A 15,634-nucleotide genomic window follows, 5' to 3' on the forward strand; every position below is an offset into this window, starting at 1 on the left:
CTGATGTCCCACGCGCACCACGACAGCGGGTCCGGGTCTCCCGGGCCCGCTGTCGGCACACCGGCCGAGCGCCCCGCCCTCGAGCGCGTCGTCGGCGACGTCGACACCTTCGCGCGCACGACGTGGGGTCGTGACCCGCTCCTGCGCACGGGGGTCGACGCGTCCGGCTTCGCCGACCTCCTCTCCGAGGCGTCGGTCGACGAGCTGCTCTCCGAGCGGGGCCTGCGCACGCCGTTCCTGCGCGTCGCCAAGGACGGCAGCACGCTGGCCAACGCCGCCTTCACCGCGCCCGGCGGCACCGGTGCCGGCATCGCCGACCAGGTCAGCGACACCAGGCTCACCGCGCTCTTCGCCGGAGGCTCCACGATCGTCCTGCAGGCCCTCCACCGCGTGTGGCCGCCGATCATCGACTTCTGCCAGCAGCTCGCCGCCGACCTCGGGCACCCCGTCCAGGCCAACGCCTACGTGACGCCCCCGCAGAACCAGGGCTTCGACGACCACTACGACGTGCACGACGTCTTCGTCCTGCAGGTCGCCGGTCGCAAGCGCTGGTCGATCCACGCCCCGGTGCACCCCTCGCCGCTGCGCGACCAGCCCTGGACCGACCGACGCGACGCCGTCCGTGAGGCGGCGCTGGGCGAGCCGGTCATCGACACCGTCCTCGAGCCGGGCGACGTCCTCTACCTGCCGCGCGGCTACCTCCACTCCGCGACCGCGCTCGGCGGCCTCACCATCCACCTGACCCTCGGCATCCACAGCTGGACCCGGTACGCCGTCGCCGAGGAGCTCGTCGCGCTGGCCCTGCGCGGCCTCGCCGAGGACGAGGAGGCCCGCGGGTCGCTGCCCCTCGGTACCGACCTGGCGCCCGGCGACCTCGACGTCGACCTCCTCAGCGCCAAGCTCCGCGACGCGCTCGACGGCCTCGACCCGGCGTCCCTCGCCGAGCGGATGCGCACGCGGCGCCTGGGCACCCAGCGCCCGGCGCCGGTGGGTCCGCTGGCGCAGCACGCGCTGAGTGCGTCGCTGGCGGCGACGACACCCCTCAAGCTCCGCGCGCACCTCGACGCCCGCCTCGACGGCACGACGCTCATGACCCGCGCCGGGTCGGTGCCGATCGCGGGCCTCGACGTCGACGTGGCCAAGCGGCTGCTCGCCGGCGAGACCGTCGTCGCCGAGGACCTCGGCCTGCCCCACGCCCGCGCGCTGATCGAGGCGGGACTGGTCGTCGCGGGATGACGCTCCGCTGCTCGGACGCGGCCGCCGAGCGGGGTGACCCGATGCTCGGCACTGCTCCCCCGCAGCGCGACTGGCTGCTCGTGGAGCACCCGGCGCCGTGGCCGGTGACCGCTCCCTTCGGCGCGGACCTCCCCGACGACCTGCTGCGACGGCTGGGCCATCCCGGGCTGCGCACCGTATTCGTGCGCCGCCACGGCCGGGCGGGTGCGCCCGACCGGCTCGACGGCCCGCGCCGGTGGTTCTGCCTGCGCGACGGGCGCCTGCGAGCCGGACTCTGGACCGAGCCCGACGACCTCCTGGCCAGCCTCGACCCGGCCGGCGGGACGGCGTACGACGAGCCGCTCGCGCTGGTGTGCACCCACGGGGTCCACGACGTGTGCTGCGCGGTGAAGGGGCGACCGGTCGCCGAGGCCCTGTCCACGCGATGGCCGGACGCGACGTGGGAGTGCAGCCACCTCGGCGGCGACCGCTTCGCCCCCAACGTGCTGCTGCTGCCCGACCTCGCCTGCTACGCCGGCATGCCGGCCGACGAGGCAGTCCGCGTGGTCGGGGCGCACCTCGCCGGCGCACCGGACACCACGTGGCTCCGCGGTGTGGCCGGGCACCACCCGGCCGCGCAGGTCGCGATGGCCGCCGTCCTGGACCGGCTGGGCCCCGTCCCGGTGCCGGAGCTGGTGGCGCGTGTGGTCGAGCAGGACGGCGACCTCGACGCCGGGGCGTGGACCGTCGACGTCTCCGGCCGCGCCCGCGTCGTCGTCCGGAGCAGCCGCCGGGCGGAGGCCGCACGCCTCACCTGCCGGGCGACCCGCGAGACCCGCGCCCTCCAGTGGGACGTCGTCTCCGTCGAGCCGGCCGGCTGACCGCGTCCCGGCCCGTGGCGGGAGGTCAGGCCAGCGTCCGCAGGGTGCCGAACCCGCTGCGGTGGAACACCAGCGGGCTCGCGCCGCCCTCCGCCCGGTGGACCGCGTGGAGCGCGAGCAGCACCACGACGTGGTCACCCGCCTCGACCTCGCGGTAGATGGTGCAGTCGAAGCTGGCAAGCCCGTCGTCGAGGGTGACGGCGCCCTCCGGCGTGGTCGACCAGGCGATGGCGTCGAAGCGGTGCTCGACGGGGCCCGCCAGTGCGCGGCAGACCTCCGCGTGGTGGTCGGCCAGGACGGTGACCCCGAGGTGGGACGAGCGCCGCAGGTCGGGCCACGTCTTCGACGAGGTCGCCAGGCTCACCGAGACGAGCGGCGGCGCGAGGCTCACCGAGGTGAACGAGCTCGCCGCCAGCCCGACCGGCTGCCCGTCGATCTCGGCGGCTAGCGCCACCACGCCGCTGGGGAAGGTGCCGAAGGCGTCGCGCAGGAGCCGCGGGTCGAGGTCCTGGTTGGTGGCGAGGCCGGTCGTCGAGGTCATGGCGGTCATGTCGTCCTTTGCATGGTCGCGAGGAGGGTGTCGACCACCGGCCGGGTGGCCGCCAGCCAGTCGGCGTACGCCGCCGGGTCGTCGTGCCGGTCGTCCACGACGTAGAGCGCGCGTCCCGGGACCGTGGCGCCGATCTCGGTGAGCACCGGCCGGAGCGTGGTCTCCGGGGCGAGCGAGTGGTGCGGGCTGCCCCCGAGCATGAACGGCACGGCCAGCCCCGAGAGGCCGGTGCCGCCGGCGAACCGGTCGAGGAACAGCTTGAGGAGCCCCGTGTAGGCGGCCTTGTAGGTCGGGCTCGCCGCGACGACGAGGTCGGCCGCCCCGACCTGCGCGACGAGGTCGGTGACCGTGGGGTCCGACCAGTCGAGGATCGCCGGGCCGAGGGTGGCGAGGTCCACCACGAGGTCGGGCTCGGAGCCGCCCAGCTCCCGCGCCACGTAGGTCGCCGCGGCGAGGGTCCGGCTACCCGGTCTCGGGTTGCCGACGACGACGGCGGTGACGCTCACTGGGACGCGCCCGCGGGGACGAGGACCGGCGGCAGCCCGGCACCGAGCTTGAGCGACTCGAGGAAGAGCACCAGCGTCGCGGCCACCGAGCGGTGGGACACGTCGTTGAGGATGTCGTGCCGGCCACCCTCGACCAGCCAGACCCGCGCACCGTCGGCACCCGCGAAGGGCGCCGTCGCGTCGGCGGCGGGCGTGATCCGGTCGGCCGTGCCATGCACGACGAGGACCGGCTTGTCCGGGGCGGTCAGCTCGACCGAGCTCCACGGGAGGGGACGGTCGAGGGCCTCGCGGTCGAGGCGGTCGTCGCCGTCGAGCACCGCGCGGTGCACCGGGCACGCGGTCCGGGCGTCGACCTGGTCCTCCCACGTGCCGTCGGCCGCCGAGCCGGGGAGCGCCACGCCGGCGATGACGGCGGCGTCCGCGGCCACCTCCCCCACCAGCAGGGCGGCGAGGGTGCCTCCGGTGTCGGCGCCGACGAGCACCTTCGGGGAGGGGAGCGACTCGTCGGCGAGCAGCTTCTCGATCCGCTCCCGCGTCTCGGTGAGGTCGTCGAGGTCGACCGGGAGCAGCCTCACCTTATAGGCGTCGGCGGCGAGGCGGGTGCCGAAGCGGGCGTAGGACGCGGCGGTCTCCCCGCGGCCGGGCAGGACGACGAGCGTGCCGCGCGGCGTGGCGCCGGCGGGCTCGTCCCAGGCAGTGACAGTCACAGGTCGATCTCCTTGGGTGTCGGAAGGCCGGAGGTCTCAGGCCCAGCGCGAGGTGAACCAGTGCACGGCCCCGCTCTCGGAGTCGTAGCTGCGGCGCGGGAGCGTGCCGATGTCGGCGCCGTAGACGTGGATGCCGACGACCGGTTGGTCGCCTCCGCACCGCACCTGGTGGACGTCGTCGTCGGTCGTGCAGCACACGGTCACCTGGCCGGCGCCCCACTCGTCGGTGCCCTGCCCGACGAGCGGCACGCCGGGCTCCGTCGGCTTCTCGTAGCGGGTCTCCACCTCGACGCCCGAGTAGATGCCGACGACCCCCCACGTCTCGTGGCCGTGGACCGGGGTCCCCTGGCCCACGTCCCACACGGCGCTGGCGATGGAGAAGCTGCCGTCGGCCGCGACGTGCAGCGGGTACATCACGTAGCGCACCGGGTCCGGTGCCACCTGCTCGGCGGGGAGCTCGAAGCCCTCGGCGAGGACACGCTCGAGCTCGGTGCGCACGGCGGCGGTGAGCGCACGCTCGTCCAGCCCCTGGCTGATGAGCTCCTCGACGGTGCGGGCGAGGCCCGCGATCGCGGGCACCTCGCTCTGCACCGGGACGATCTCCTGCTGCGCGGTCATGCGGACTCCTTCTTCCGGGCCTGGACGGCCGTCATGGTCTGGTCGGCGTACGCCGTGAGGCGGGCGTGGAGGCCCGGCACCGACACCGAGCGGGCGAGGGCGCTCAGCTCGGCGTCGCCGTCGTGGTGCGGGCGTGGGGGGCGGGGTCCGGCGAGGGCGCCGGCGAGGTCGTCCGGCACCCCGGTGGCGCGGTGCTCGCCCAGCTCGGCGCGTCGTACGCCGCCCAGGGCGACGCCGAACGCGGAGCCGGGGAACCGGAGCGTGACGGACGGGTCGACCAGCCGGTGGTCGCAGGCGAGCACCACGTCGGCGCCGGCGCCGACGGCGGCTCCGTGGACCACGGCCGCGGTGACGTAGGGGGCCGCGATGAGGCGCTCCAGGAGGTCCGCGATCCGCAGGAACCGCAGGGCCAGCGTCGCGTCGGTCTCGTCCCCGAGCCCGCCGAGGTCGAAGCCTGCCGCGAAGTGACGGCCGTTGCCCCGCAGCACGAGGGCCTCCGGACGCGCGGCGTCCGCCTCGTCGAGCGTCGCGTGCAGCGTCTCGACGAGTGCGGCCGAGAGGGCGTTGGCCCGGTCGGGCCGGTCGAGGGTGACCGTCCACACGGGGCCGCGGTCGACGATGACGCTCATCGGGCCCCCGCCCCCGTCCACTCCCGGACGACCTCCGGGTGCGCGCCGAGCGCCGGTGCTCCGCGCTCCAGCCGCGGGCCCACCCCGGAGATCCGGACGGGGTAGACGACCGTCGGCGTCTCCCCCGCCACCGGCACGTCGAGACGCGCCACCAGGCCGGTGGCCTCGACGTGCGGGTCGGCCAGGGCCTCGCCGAAGGTGTTGACCGGACCGCACGGCACGCCGCGGGCGCGGAGCTCGGTGAGCCAGTGCTCGCGCTTCTCCTGGGCGAGCTGACGACCGAGGAGCTCGGCGAGCTCGCGCTGGTGCGCCACCCGGTCGCGCTGGGTGACGAAGCGCGGGTCCTCGACCAGGTGGGGCAGCCCGACGACCTCGGCGACGGCCGCCCACAGCTTGTCGTTGCCGGCGGCGATCGTGAGGTCGCCGTCGGCGGCGGAGAAGCCCTGGTAGGGAGCGTTGCGCGGGTGCGCCGTGCCGAGCCGTCCCGGTTCGCGGCCCGATCCCCAGTACTCGCTGGTCTGGAGCGCCGAGACGCCGATGAGGCAGTCCAGCATCGGCACGTCGAGCCGCACGGAGCGGCCGGTGTCGCGCACTTGGGGAAGGACCGCGGCGACGGTGTACGCGGCGTAGAGGCCTGCGGTGAAGTCACCGACCGGGACGCCCGACTTCACCGGGTTGCCGTCGGGCTCGCCCGTGACGCTCATCAGGCCGGACATCCCCTGGATCACCACGTCGTAGGCCCCGTCGTTGACGTAGGGGCTGGTGAGGCCGTAGCCGGAGATCGAGGCGTAGACCAGGCCCCGGTGACCGGTGGAGACCTCCTCGTAGCCGAGGCCGAGGCGGTCCAGCACGCCCGGGCGGTAGTTCTCCACGACCACGTCGGCGGCGGCGACGAGGGCACGTACGTCGGCCAGCTGGTCGGGGTCCTTGAGATCCGCGGTGATGCTGCGCTTGTTGCGGTTGACCGAGGCGAAGTTGTGGCTGAACTCCGCTCCCTCCTCGTCGCGGGCGATCGGTGGCCAGCCCCGCATCTGGTCCCCGGTCGGCGGCTCGACCTTGACGACGTCGGCACCGAGGTCGGCCAGCAGCATCCCGGCGAAGGGACCGGCGGCGACGTGCGTCAGCTCGACGACGCGCACGCCGGTCAGCGGCAGGGGGCCCGGGGCGGGACCGGTGTGGTCAGGACGCACGGGCGGTCCCGGCGCGGTGGGCGAGCTCCTGCCGCACGAGCGGCAGCAGGTCGCGCCCGTAGTCGATCGCGTCCTGGAGCGGGTCGTAGCCGCGGATCAGCACCGTGTCGACGCCGATCTCGACGTAGTCGAGGATCGCGGCCGCGACCGTCTCCGGCGAGCCGACGAGCGCGGTCGAGTTGCCGCCGCCCCCGACGGCGGTGGTCGTCGGGGTCCAGAGGCACCGGTCGTGCACGTCGCCCTTCTCCGCGACGGCCAGGAGCCGCTGGGACCCGGCGTTCTGCGGGCCCTGGCCCTGCTGGGGGTGGATCCGGCCGACCTTCTCCTTGAAGGCCCTGCCGACGGCGCCGTTGATCGTGTCGAGGATGCCGTGCGCGCGCTCCCACGCGTCCTCGTCGGTGCGACCCAGGATCGGCCGGAAGGACACCGAGGTGCGCGGGGGCGTGGTCCGGCCCGCGGACGCGGCCTCCCGGGCGACGGTGGCGATCTGCTCCCCGGTCTCGGCGAGCGGCTCGCCCCACAGCATGTAGGTGTCGGCGTGCCTGGCCCCGACGCCGTAGGCCGCCGGCGAGCTGCCGCCGAAGAACAGCTCGAGGTGCCGGTCCTCGTAGGGGTGGACCTGCGGGTCGAAGCCCTCGAAGCGGTAGTACGTCCCGGCGAAGTCGCGCGGGCCGCGGGTGTCCCAGGACTGCCGGAGGACCTGGAGGTACTCGTCGGTGCGGGCGTAGCGCTCGTCGTGGGGCAGGTAGTCGCCCTCGCGACGCTGCTCGACGTCGTTGCCGCCGGTCACGATGTTGAGCGCGACCCGCCCCTTCGAGAAGTGGTCGAGCGTGGTGAAGGTGCGCGAGGCGAGGGTCGGGTGCACGACGCCGGGCCGGTGCGCCACGAGCAGGCCGAGGCGCTCGGTGTGGGCTGCGGCCCAGGCCGCGACCTGGGTGCCCTCCGCCCAGCCGGATCCGTAGCCGATCAGCACGCGGTCGAAGCCGCCGTCCTCGTGGGCCCGTGCGAAGCGCGCGGTGTGGTCGGGGTCGACGACGGGTCCGGACGCGGGGCGGATCTCGGAGGCGTCGGAGGTGCCGATCATGCCGAGGATCTCGACGGCGTCGTAGCGGGCAGGGGCGGGCGAGGTGGTCATGGGGTTCCTTCTCTCGGGAGGTCTCAGACGAGGGCGAGCCGCCGGTCGGCGCCGGCGCGGACCAGCTCGATGACGGGGGCGTAGGAGCTGGCGTCGGCCAGCGGGTCGAAGCCGCGGATGAGCAGCGTGGTGACGCCGAGGGCGACGTAGTCGAGCAGCGCGTCGGCGACCTGCTCGTGGGTGCCGACGAGAGCCGTCGAGTTGCCGGTGGCGCCGGTGACCTTCGCCAGGGCGGTCCAGAGCCGCTTGTCGTGGACGTCGCCCTTGTCGGCCGCCTCGAGCAGGCGCTGCGAGCCGACGGCGTTGCGCCCGTCGAGGCCGAAGGTGCGACGGGTGGTGCCCCACCGCTCGCGGGTGGCGTCGAGGATCGCCTCGGCGCGCGCCCACGCCTGCTCCTCGGTGTCCGCCACGATCGGCCGCAGGCTGACGCTGAACCGCGGGTCGCGACCGTGGGGCGCGGCGGCGGCGCGGACCTGCGCGATCCGCTCCCGGATGCCGTCGAGCGGCTCGCCCCAGAAGGCGTACGCGTCCGCGTGCTTGCCGCCGACGCGGATCGCGTCCTCGGAGGCGCCCCCGAAGTAGATCGGGATGCCCCCCGGCGCGGGGCGCACCGCCGACCAGGCCCCCTGCACGCGGTAGAACTCCCCCTCGTGGTCGAACGGCTCGCTCGACTCCCACTCCCGGCGCACGACCGTCAGGAAGTCGTCGGTGCGCCGGTAGCGCGTGGTCTTGTCGGAGAAGTCGCCGTCACGGGCCTGGTCGACGTCGTCGCCGCCGGTGATGACGTGCATCGCGACCCGGCCGGGGTGGAAGGCGTCGAGGGTCGCGTAGGCGCGGGCGGCCAGGGTCGGGGCGAGGAAGCCGGGGCGGTGGGCCAGCAGGACGCCGAGGCGCTCGGTCGACTGCAGCACGTGCGAGGCGACCAGGAAGCCGTCGGGCGTGGCCGAGGAGTGGGCGATCAGCACCCGGTCGAAGCCCGCGTCCTCGTGCGCCCGCGCCAGCCGGGCGGTGTACGCCGGGTTCACGGTCGGTCCGACCGGGACGCCGGCCTCGGTCTGGGCGGAGATGCCGTCCACCCGGTTGTGCTCGGACGGGGCGCTGCTGGTCTCCTGCGTGGCGGTGATGCCGATGAGCTCGATGGTCATCAGGACTCCTGGGTGGTGGTGAGGTGGACGCGCCACTCGCCGGCGACGTGGCAGGCGGCCTCGCGGTCGCCGGGCAGCTCGACGGACGGGGGCTGCTCGGCGCACGCGTCGTGGGCGAAGCGGCAGCGCGGTGCGAAGACGCAGGCGCCGTGGCTCGGCCAGCTCGGCGCCCCGGGGTCGGGGCGCAGCTGGTCGGGGCGGAGCCGGTCGACGTGGGTGACGCTGGGCGCGGAGGCGGTGAGCAGCCCGGTGTAGGGGTGGGCGGGCCGCTCGAGCACGTCCTGGATCGGTCCCTGCTCGACGACGCGGCTGCGGTAGAACACCGCGACCCGGTCCGCGATCCCGGCCAGCGAGCTCAGGTCGTGGGCGATGATCACGACCGCCAGCCCGAGCTCGCGGCGCAGCCGGTCGAGCAGGCTCAGCACCAGGTTGCGGTTGGACACGTCGAGGGCGGAGACCGGCTCGTCGCAGAACAGCAGCCGGGGGCGCGTCGAGATGGCGCGGGCGAGCGAGATCCGCTGCCGCTGGCCGCCGGAGAGCTGGCGCGGACGGCGCCCGAGCATCGCCTCGGGCTCCAGCCCGACCAGGCGCAGCGACTCGACCACCCGGGCGTCGCGCTCGGCGCGCGACAGCGTGCCGGCGATGTCGAGCGGCTCGCGGACGAGCTCGGCCACGGTGAGGTCCGGGTCGAGGGAGCGCAGCGGGTCCTGGAAGACGAGCTGGACCTGTCCCGAGCGCCGGAAGTCGCGCAGCGCGCGCCCCTTCAGCGCACCCATGTCCTGGCCGTTGAACTCGATCCGGCCCGAGCTCGGGCGGACCAGGCCGACCGTGGCGCGGGCCAGGGTGGTCTTGCCCGACCCGGTCTCGCCGACGATGCCGACGATCTCGCCGGGTCGCACCTCCAGCGTGGCGGCGGTCAGCGCCGCTCCGGTGCCGAGGTGGGTGCCCTTGCGCGGGGGCGCGTAGGAGACCGAGAGGTCGCTGACCCGCAGCACCGGTGCGACGTGGGTGTCCTCCGGGTCGGACACCCCGGGGCGTTCGCGCGTGGTGGTCATGCGAGGGCTCCTTCGAGGACGTCGAGGCGGGCGCAGCGGGCGGCACGCCCCTCGCCGAGGTCGGTCAGGGGCACGGGGCCGACGGTGCAGGCCTCGGCGGCGAAGCGGCACCGGGGTGCGAACCGGCAGCCCGGCATGTCCTCGCCGACGGCGGGCGGCTGACCGGGGATGACCTCGAGCGAGCGGCGCTCCCAGGTGCCGATGGTGGCGACGCCCATCAGCGCCCGGGTGTAGGGGTGCCGCGGGCGGGCCAGCACCTCCTCGGTGGTGCCGCTCTCGACGATCTCGCCGGCGTACATCACCAGGATCCGCTCGCAGGTCTCCGCGACGACGGCGAGGTCGTGGGTGACGAGCAGCAGCGAGAGGCCGTGGGTCTGCCGCAGACGTCCGAGGAGGTCCAGGATCTCGGCCTGGATGACCACGTCGAGCGCGGTCGTGGCCTCGTCGGCGATGAGCAGCTCGGGCTCGCACGACACCGCGATCGCGATGAGCACGCGCTGCTGCATGCCGCCGGAGAGCTCGTGCGGATACTTGTGGAACACGCCCTCGGGGTCGTGCAGGCCGACCTCCCCGAAGAGCTCGACGGCCCGCCGGTGGGCGTCGGCCCGGGAGAGGCCGCGCTTGACGCGGAGCTGCTCGGCGAGCTGGTGGCCCACGGTGAGCGAGGGGTTGAGGTAGGACGCGGAGTCCTGGAACACCGCACCGAGGCGGGTGCCGCGCACGTCGTTCCACGTCCGGCGGGAGGCACCCGTGAGCTCGGTGCCACCGAGCACGATGCGACCGTGGTCGACCTCGCCGGTCGTGGGCAGCAGGCCGAGCACCGAGCGGCAGGTCAGGGTCTTGCCGCTGCCGGACTCCCCCACCAGCCCGACGGACTCGCCGCGGCCGATCGAGAAGGACACGTCGTGCACCGCGACGAGGTGGTCGCCGACGGAGACCTGGAGGTCGCTGACCTCGAGGACGGGGCTGTCCGGCCCGGGGACGGGCGCGGGAACTGGCGCGTGGACGGGCTCAGGCACGGGCTGCCACCTTCTGCTCGGGACGGGGGACCGACGGACGCGGCGCACGACGGCGCGGGGCGTCGCCGCTCGCCTCGCGCACGGCGTCGGCGAGGAGGTTGAGGGACCCGACCGTGGCCATCATCAGCAGGCCCGGGAAGACCGGGGCCCACGGCTGCTGGGCCAGGTAGTCGAGGTCGGAGGCGAGCATCCCGCCCCAGGTCGGCGCCGGCGGGGACACGCCGAGGCCGAGGAAGGACAGCGACGCGACGACGAGCAGCGCGGCGCCCGTCGCCTGGGCGGACGTCACCGCCACGTTGGGCAGCACCTTGCTCCAGATGTGGCGCCGCAGCGTCCACCACTCGGTGGCGCCCATGAGCTCGGCCGCCTCGACGTACTGCTGGCGGCGCAGCCCCAGCGCGACCGCGCGGGTGACGCGGAAGAAGATCGGGCTGATCAGCACGCCGATCGCGAACATCGCCTGCTGCAGGCCGTTGCCGAGCGTGCCGGCGACGGCGATGGCGAAGACGGTGAACGGCAGGATCACCAGGGTGTCGCTGATGCGCAGCGACAGCCACTCGAGGCGCGGCCCGAGCCAGGCCGAGGCCAGTCCGGACGGCACCCCGAGCGCACCTCCGATCACCACGGCCTCGAACGCCCCGACCACCGAGAGCCGGGTGCCGTCCATCAGGCGGCTGAGCACGTCGCGGCCGACGTAGTCGGTGCCGAGCCAGTGCGTGGTGGAGGGTCCCTCGAGGACGTGGTCGGTGTACTGCCGAAGCGGGTCGTGCGGCGCGAGCGCACCGCCGAACAGGGTGAGGAACGCGATGCCGGCGAGCACCACGAGCGCGAGGCGGGCCGTGGGGATGCGCCACAGGTTGCGGACGAGCGTCATCGGAGGGCCCCCTGTCGGCGGGTCGTCGGGTCGAGTGACTTCTGCAGGACGTTGACCACGCCGCTCGCGACGACCACCACGACGGCGGTGACGAGGAGCGTGCCGAGCACGACCGGCACGTCGCCCCGCTCGGCCGACTGCAGCGCGAGCTGGGCCACGCCGGGCAGGCCGAAGAGGCGCTCGGTGATCACCGCCCCTCCCACGATCAGCGGGATGGCGAGCCCGATGACGGCGAGCGTCGGGGCGGCGGCGTTGCGCAGGACGTGCCCGAACAGCACCCGCGAGCGGCCGTAGCCACGCATCTCGGCTCCGATCGCGTAGTTCTCGCCGAGCGCGGTGACCATCGAGGTGCGCAGCTGCCGCGCGATCGAGGCGGCCACGTCGAGGCTCAGCGCGAGCGCCGGCAGGATCGCGAAGCGCAGCCACTGGGCGGGGTCCTGGTCGATGGGCACGTAGCCGCCTGCGGGGAGCAGCTGCAGCTTGACCGAGAACACCACGATCAGCGCCATGCCGATGACGAAGGGCGGCAGCGTGGCGAGCACCGAGCAGACCAGGGTGACCGCGCGGTCGACGAGGCCTCCGTTGCTCAGTGCCGCGCCGATCCCGGCGGTGCCACCGATCAGGATGGCGAGCACCAGGGCGAGGGCGGCGATCGACAGGTCGACCGGGAGCGCCTGCCTGATGCTGTCGCCGACCGGGATGGTGGTGAACCACGAGCGGCCGAGGTCGCCCCGCACCGCGTCGCCCACCCAGGTGACGTACTGCACGACGAGGGGCCGGTCGAGGCCGAACTCGTGGTCCATCCGGGCGATGTCGGCGGGGGTGGCGGTCTCGCCGAGCACGGCGGCCGCCGGGTTGCTGTCGCTGAGCGCGCCGAGCGCGAAGGTGATGACCGAGGCGAGCAGCAGCACCGTGACGGTGACCGCGAGCCCGCCGGCGGTCGCGCGCGCCAGGGCGACCACGCGACCGGACCGGCCGGAGGGCCGCCGGGCCGGCGGGAGGGCCGGGCCCGGCTGCACCTCCGGCGGGCGCGTGGCCTCGGGGGCGACCGTGAGGCTCACGCGGTGACGCCTTCGAACCGGCGCAGGCTCGGACGGGTGGGGAGCCCGCTCACGCCCTTGCGGGCGATCACGGCCGGCACCAGGGTCAGGAACGTGTTGGGAAAGGTGGTGACCGCGATCTTCGTCGCCTCCTGAAGCAGGGCGGGGTAGGTCGGGTCGTCGGTCGGCGTCTGCTTGACCTTCTCGAGCTGCGCGTCGAGCTCCGGGCTGGTCTGACGACCCGGGTTCATCAGCCCCTCCGCGCCGAACAGCACCTGGAAGGCCTGCACCGGCGACTCGCGCCCGGCGAAGCCGTCATAGGTGAGCGCCTTGGAGTGCTCGAGGTAGACCAGCTGCGTGTGCTGGGTGGGCGGGATCGACTCGATGGTCGCGTCGATCCCGACCTCCTTGAGCTGCGCCTGGATGAGCTCGACCGCCGCATCGCTCTGGCCGCTGCTGGTGAAGACCGCCTTCACCGGCGAGCTGTGGCCGGCGTCCTTGAGGATCTTGCGCGCCCGGTCCGGGTCGTAGGCGTAGATGCTCGCCAGCTCGGGGTTGTAGCCGACGTAGCCGGGCGGGAACGGCTGGTAGCTCACGTCGCCGACACCGAAGGCAGCGACCTCCTTGAGCTTCTCGCGGTCGATCGCGTACTTCATCGCCTCGACCACGGCCGGGTCGTCGAACGGCGCCATCGTCGCGTTGACGTCAAGGACGCTCACGAACATCGTGCTGATGACCTGCACGTCGAGGCCCGCGTCCTTGGCCTGCTGGAGCTGCGCGCCGCCGAGGCGGACGAGGTTGAACTGGCCGGACCGCGCGGCGGCCACCGCCGTCGAGGGGTCGGGCTGGGGGTAGAGCTCGAAGTTCTCCACCTTGATCTCGTCGGCGGCGGAGAAGTGCGGGTTCTTCTTCAAGGTGGCGTGGTCGTTCTGCACGTACGCCGTGAGGGTGAAGGGGCCCGACCCGGCCGGCTGCGTGGCGAGCGAGTCCACGTCCTTCTCGAAGACGGCCGGGTTGACCACCATGCCGGTCTTGCCGGCGAAGAGCAGCGGGTACTGGTAGTCGACCTCGCTCAGCTCGATGACGACGTCGAGGTCGCCGTCGGCCTTCACGGACTTGATCGTGGCCATCTGCGGCGCGATCAGCGAGCCCTCCTGGGTGCGTCCACGCTCGATCGACTTCGCGACCGCCGTGGCGTCGAGCGGGCTGCCGTCGCTGAACTTCAGGCCCTCGTGCAGCGTGAAGGTCACGACCTTGCCCGAGTCGTCGTAGGCCCACTTCTCGGCCAGCCACGGGGTCGCGTTGCCCTGGTCGTCGAGGGCGGTGATGGCGTCGTAGGTCAGCGCGAGCATCTGCACGTCCGAGCCGGCGGAGGACGTCACCGGGTCCCACGTGGTCGGCAGCTGCCAGGCCCACTTGATGGTGCCGGTGCCGCCGGCCGATCCGGTGCCTCCCGCGGTGGAGGTGCCGCCGCAGGCCTCGAGCCCGAGCACGAGGCCGGCTGCGAGGCTGAGGCCCAGGAAGCCGCGGCGGGACGGGGTGATGAGGGGGGTGCTGCTGGCGCGCGTCATGAGGCGTGTGCCTTTCGGGTCGGGTCGGGTCGTACGACGGTGGGTGGGGGTGCGACCGGTTCAGTGGGCGCGTCGGGCCGCCGTGTGGCGGTTCTCCGGCACGGGCAGCCCGAGGTGCCCGCGCAGGTGGGTGGAGTCGTAGTCGGCGCGGAACACGCCGCGCTCCTGCAGGATCGGGACGACCTCGTCGACGATCCGGCGGAAGTTGGACGGGTGGTCGAGGCCGATGTTGAAGCCGTCGCAGGCGCGTGCCTCCCACCACTCGACGAGCTTGTCGGCGACCGTGGCGGCCGACCCGACGAACTCGCTCTTGCGGAAGGACCGGCTGGCCTCGACGGCCTGGCGCAGGGTCCAGCCGTTGTCGACGGCCCGCTGGGTGACGGCCTTCGCCTGGGTGTAGAACGACCGCTCGCCGTGCACGAGCGCCTCCGCGGGGAACGGCGCGTCGAGGTCGTACGCCGTGAAGTCGTGCCAGCCGAACGGCCGCCCGAACTCGCGCAGCGCGGCACCGAACGTGTGGTCGCGGTCGTTGTTGACCGCCTCGATCTCGCGAGCGTCCTCGTCGGTGTCGCCGACGACCACCTTGATGCCCGGCATGATCACGACGTGGTCGGGGTTGCGGCCGAACCTGTCGCGGGCCCGCGTCTTGATGTCGTCGTAGAACGCCTGGCCGGCGGGGATGTCGGGTGCGAACGTGAAGATGCCCTCGCCGACGCTGGCACCGAGGTCACGCCCCTGGTCGGAGTCGCCGGCCTGGAAGACGACCGGGTGGCCCTGCGGCGAGCGGACCAGGTTGAGCGGTCCCTTCACCGAGAAGTAGGTCCCCTGGTGGTCGAGGACGTGCTGCTTGGACGGGTCGAGGAACTGGCCGCTCGCGCGGTCGCGGACGAAGGCGTCGTCCTCGTAGGAGTCCCACAGCGCGCGGGCGAGCTCGACGAACTCCTGGGCCCGGCCGTAGCGGGTGTCGTAGTCGTAGTGCTCGTCGAGGCCGTAGTTGCCCGCCGTCCCGGCGTCGCCGGTGGTGACGACGTTCCAGCCGGCGCGACCCCCGCTGATCAGGTCGAGCGAGCCGAGGCGGCGCACGAGGTTGAACGGGCTGTTGAAGCTCGTGGTCGCCGTGCCGACCAGACCGATGCGCTCGGTGCGGGTGGCCAGGGCGCTGAGCAGCGTGAGCGGCTCGAGGCGGTTGAGGTAGTGGGGCGGGGAGAACGGCGTGATGAACTGGCTGTCGACGATGAAGACGAGGTCGAACCTGCCGCGCTCGGCGAGCTGGGCCATCTCGACGAACCAGTCGATGTTGACGCTGGCGTCCCCGGGGATCTCGGGGTCGAGCCAGAGGGTGTGGCTGCCCGGGCCGCCCGTGCCGTAGGGCACGGCCCCCAGGTGCATCTGCCTCGTCGTCATCGACTTCCTCTCGCTCCAGGACCTTTCTCTACCAAGTTAATCTACTTTGCTGGAACGATCCAACGCGCCGTTGTGATGGGACTGATCACCCCGGA

General features: G+C 73.7%; 16 protein-coding genes. 2 read left to right on the forward strand and 14 right to left on the reverse strand.

The features are described from left to right. Both ACFFJG_RS05040 and ACFFJG_RS05045 read left to right on the forward strand, forming a co-directional pair. The coding region (locus ACFFJG_RS05040) for a cupin domain-containing protein (RefSeq protein ID WP_378517505.1) at positions 1-1,236 on the forward strand (1,236 nt) is incomplete at its 5' end. After that, complete coding sequence (locus tag ACFFJG_RS05045; RefSeq protein WP_378517506.1) at positions 1,233-2,096, forward strand: ferredoxin family protein; 864 nt, start codon at positions 1,233-1,235, stop codon at positions 2,094-2,096. The genes ACFFJG_RS05040 and ACFFJG_RS05045, both read left to right, overlap by 4 nt. A 25-nt stretch (positions 2,097-2,121) precedes the next feature. Here the strand turns inward: ACFFJG_RS05045 and ACFFJG_RS05050 are convergent, their stop codons facing one another. The 14 genes from ACFFJG_RS05050 to ACFFJG_RS05115 are packed head-to-tail and all read right to left on the reverse strand — an operon-like array spanning position 2,122 to position 15,539. After that, positions 2,122-2,637 carry a flavin reductase family protein gene (locus ACFFJG_RS05050; RefSeq protein ID WP_378517507.1) on the reverse strand — a complete coding sequence of 172 codons (516 nt, stop codon included), beginning with the start codon at positions 2,635-2,637 and terminating at the stop codon, positions 2,122-2,124. Positions 2,638-2,642: 5 nt separating this feature from the next. Continuing rightward, positions 2,643-3,152 carry an NADPH-dependent FMN reductase gene (locus tag ACFFJG_RS05055; RefSeq protein WP_378517508.1) on the reverse strand — a complete coding sequence of 170 codons (510 nt, stop codon included), beginning with the start codon at positions 3,150-3,152 and terminating at the stop codon, positions 2,643-2,645. Further along, the gene (locus ACFFJG_RS05060; protein ID WP_378517509.1) at positions 3,149-3,859 is read right to left on the reverse strand and encodes an alpha/beta hydrolase; all 711 of its coding nucleotides are present in this window, start codon (positions 3,857-3,859) and stop codon (positions 3,149-3,151) included. Before ACFFJG_RS05060 ends, ACFFJG_RS05055 begins: the two co-directional genes overlap by 4 nt. A 36-nt stretch (positions 3,860-3,895) precedes the next feature. After that, on the reverse strand, positions 3,896-4,477 hold the full coding sequence (locus ACFFJG_RS05065; protein ID WP_378517510.1) for a cysteine dioxygenase family protein: 582 nt from the start codon (positions 4,475-4,477) through the stop codon (positions 3,896-3,898). Next, positions 4,474-5,106 (reverse strand): enoyl-CoA hydratase/isomerase family protein, encoded by a 633-nt coding sequence (locus tag ACFFJG_RS05070; protein ID WP_378517511.1) that lies wholly within the window; start codon positions 5,104-5,106, stop codon positions 4,474-4,476. Before ACFFJG_RS05070 ends, ACFFJG_RS05065 begins: the two co-directional genes overlap by 4 nt. Continuing rightward, complete coding sequence (locus ACFFJG_RS05075) at positions 5,103-6,296, reverse strand: CaiB/BaiF CoA transferase family protein (RefSeq protein ID WP_378517512.1); 1,194 nt, start codon at positions 6,294-6,296, stop codon at positions 5,103-5,105. Before ACFFJG_RS05075 ends, ACFFJG_RS05070 begins: the two co-directional genes overlap by 4 nt. Further along, complete coding sequence (locus ACFFJG_RS05080; RefSeq protein WP_378517513.1) at positions 6,286-7,431, reverse strand: LLM class flavin-dependent oxidoreductase; 1,146 nt, start codon at positions 7,429-7,431, stop codon at positions 6,286-6,288. The genes ACFFJG_RS05075 and ACFFJG_RS05080 overlap by 11 nt, the downstream gene beginning before the upstream one ends. Positions 7,432-7,454: 23 nt before the next feature. Then, positions 7,455-8,576 (reverse strand): LLM class flavin-dependent oxidoreductase, encoded by a 1,122-nt coding sequence (locus tag ACFFJG_RS05085; RefSeq protein WP_378517514.1) that lies wholly within the window; start codon positions 8,574-8,576, stop codon positions 7,455-7,457. After that, entirely contained in the window at positions 8,576-9,631 is a 1,056-nt protein-coding gene (locus tag ACFFJG_RS05090) for an ABC transporter ATP-binding protein (RefSeq protein ID WP_378517515.1), read from the reverse strand. The genes ACFFJG_RS05085 and ACFFJG_RS05090 overlap by 1 nt, the downstream gene beginning before the upstream one ends. Further along, entirely contained in the window at positions 9,628-10,650 is a 1,023-nt protein-coding gene (locus tag ACFFJG_RS05095; protein WP_378517516.1) for an ABC transporter ATP-binding protein, read from the reverse strand. Before ACFFJG_RS05095 ends, ACFFJG_RS05090 begins: the two co-directional genes overlap by 4 nt. Further along, complete coding sequence (locus ACFFJG_RS05100) at positions 10,643-11,524, reverse strand: ABC transporter permease (RefSeq protein ID WP_378517517.1); 882 nt, start codon at positions 11,522-11,524, stop codon at positions 10,643-10,645. Before ACFFJG_RS05100 ends, ACFFJG_RS05095 begins: the two co-directional genes overlap by 8 nt. After that, positions 11,521-12,585 (reverse strand): ABC transporter permease, encoded by a 1,065-nt coding sequence (locus ACFFJG_RS05105; RefSeq protein WP_378517518.1) that lies wholly within the window; start codon positions 12,583-12,585, stop codon positions 11,521-11,523. Before ACFFJG_RS05105 ends, ACFFJG_RS05100 begins: the two co-directional genes overlap by 4 nt. Then, positions 12,582-14,135: an ABC transporter substrate-binding protein gene (locus ACFFJG_RS05110; RefSeq protein ID WP_378517519.1), complete on the reverse strand. Its 1,554-nt coding sequence runs from the start codon at positions 14,133-14,135 to the stop codon at positions 12,582-12,584. Before ACFFJG_RS05110 ends, ACFFJG_RS05105 begins: the two co-directional genes overlap by 4 nt. A 60-nt stretch (positions 14,136-14,195) precedes the next feature. Beyond that, complete coding sequence (locus ACFFJG_RS05115; RefSeq protein WP_378517520.1) at positions 14,196-15,539, reverse strand: NtaA/DmoA family FMN-dependent monooxygenase; 1,344 nt, start codon at positions 15,537-15,539, stop codon at positions 14,196-14,198. Positions 15,540-15,634: the final 95 nt, after the last annotated feature.

This window comes from Nocardioides zeicaulis, from assembly GCF_042432345.1.
GTDB lineage: Bacteria > Actinomycetota > Actinomycetes > Propionibacteriales > Nocardioidaceae > Nocardioides > Nocardioides zeicaulis.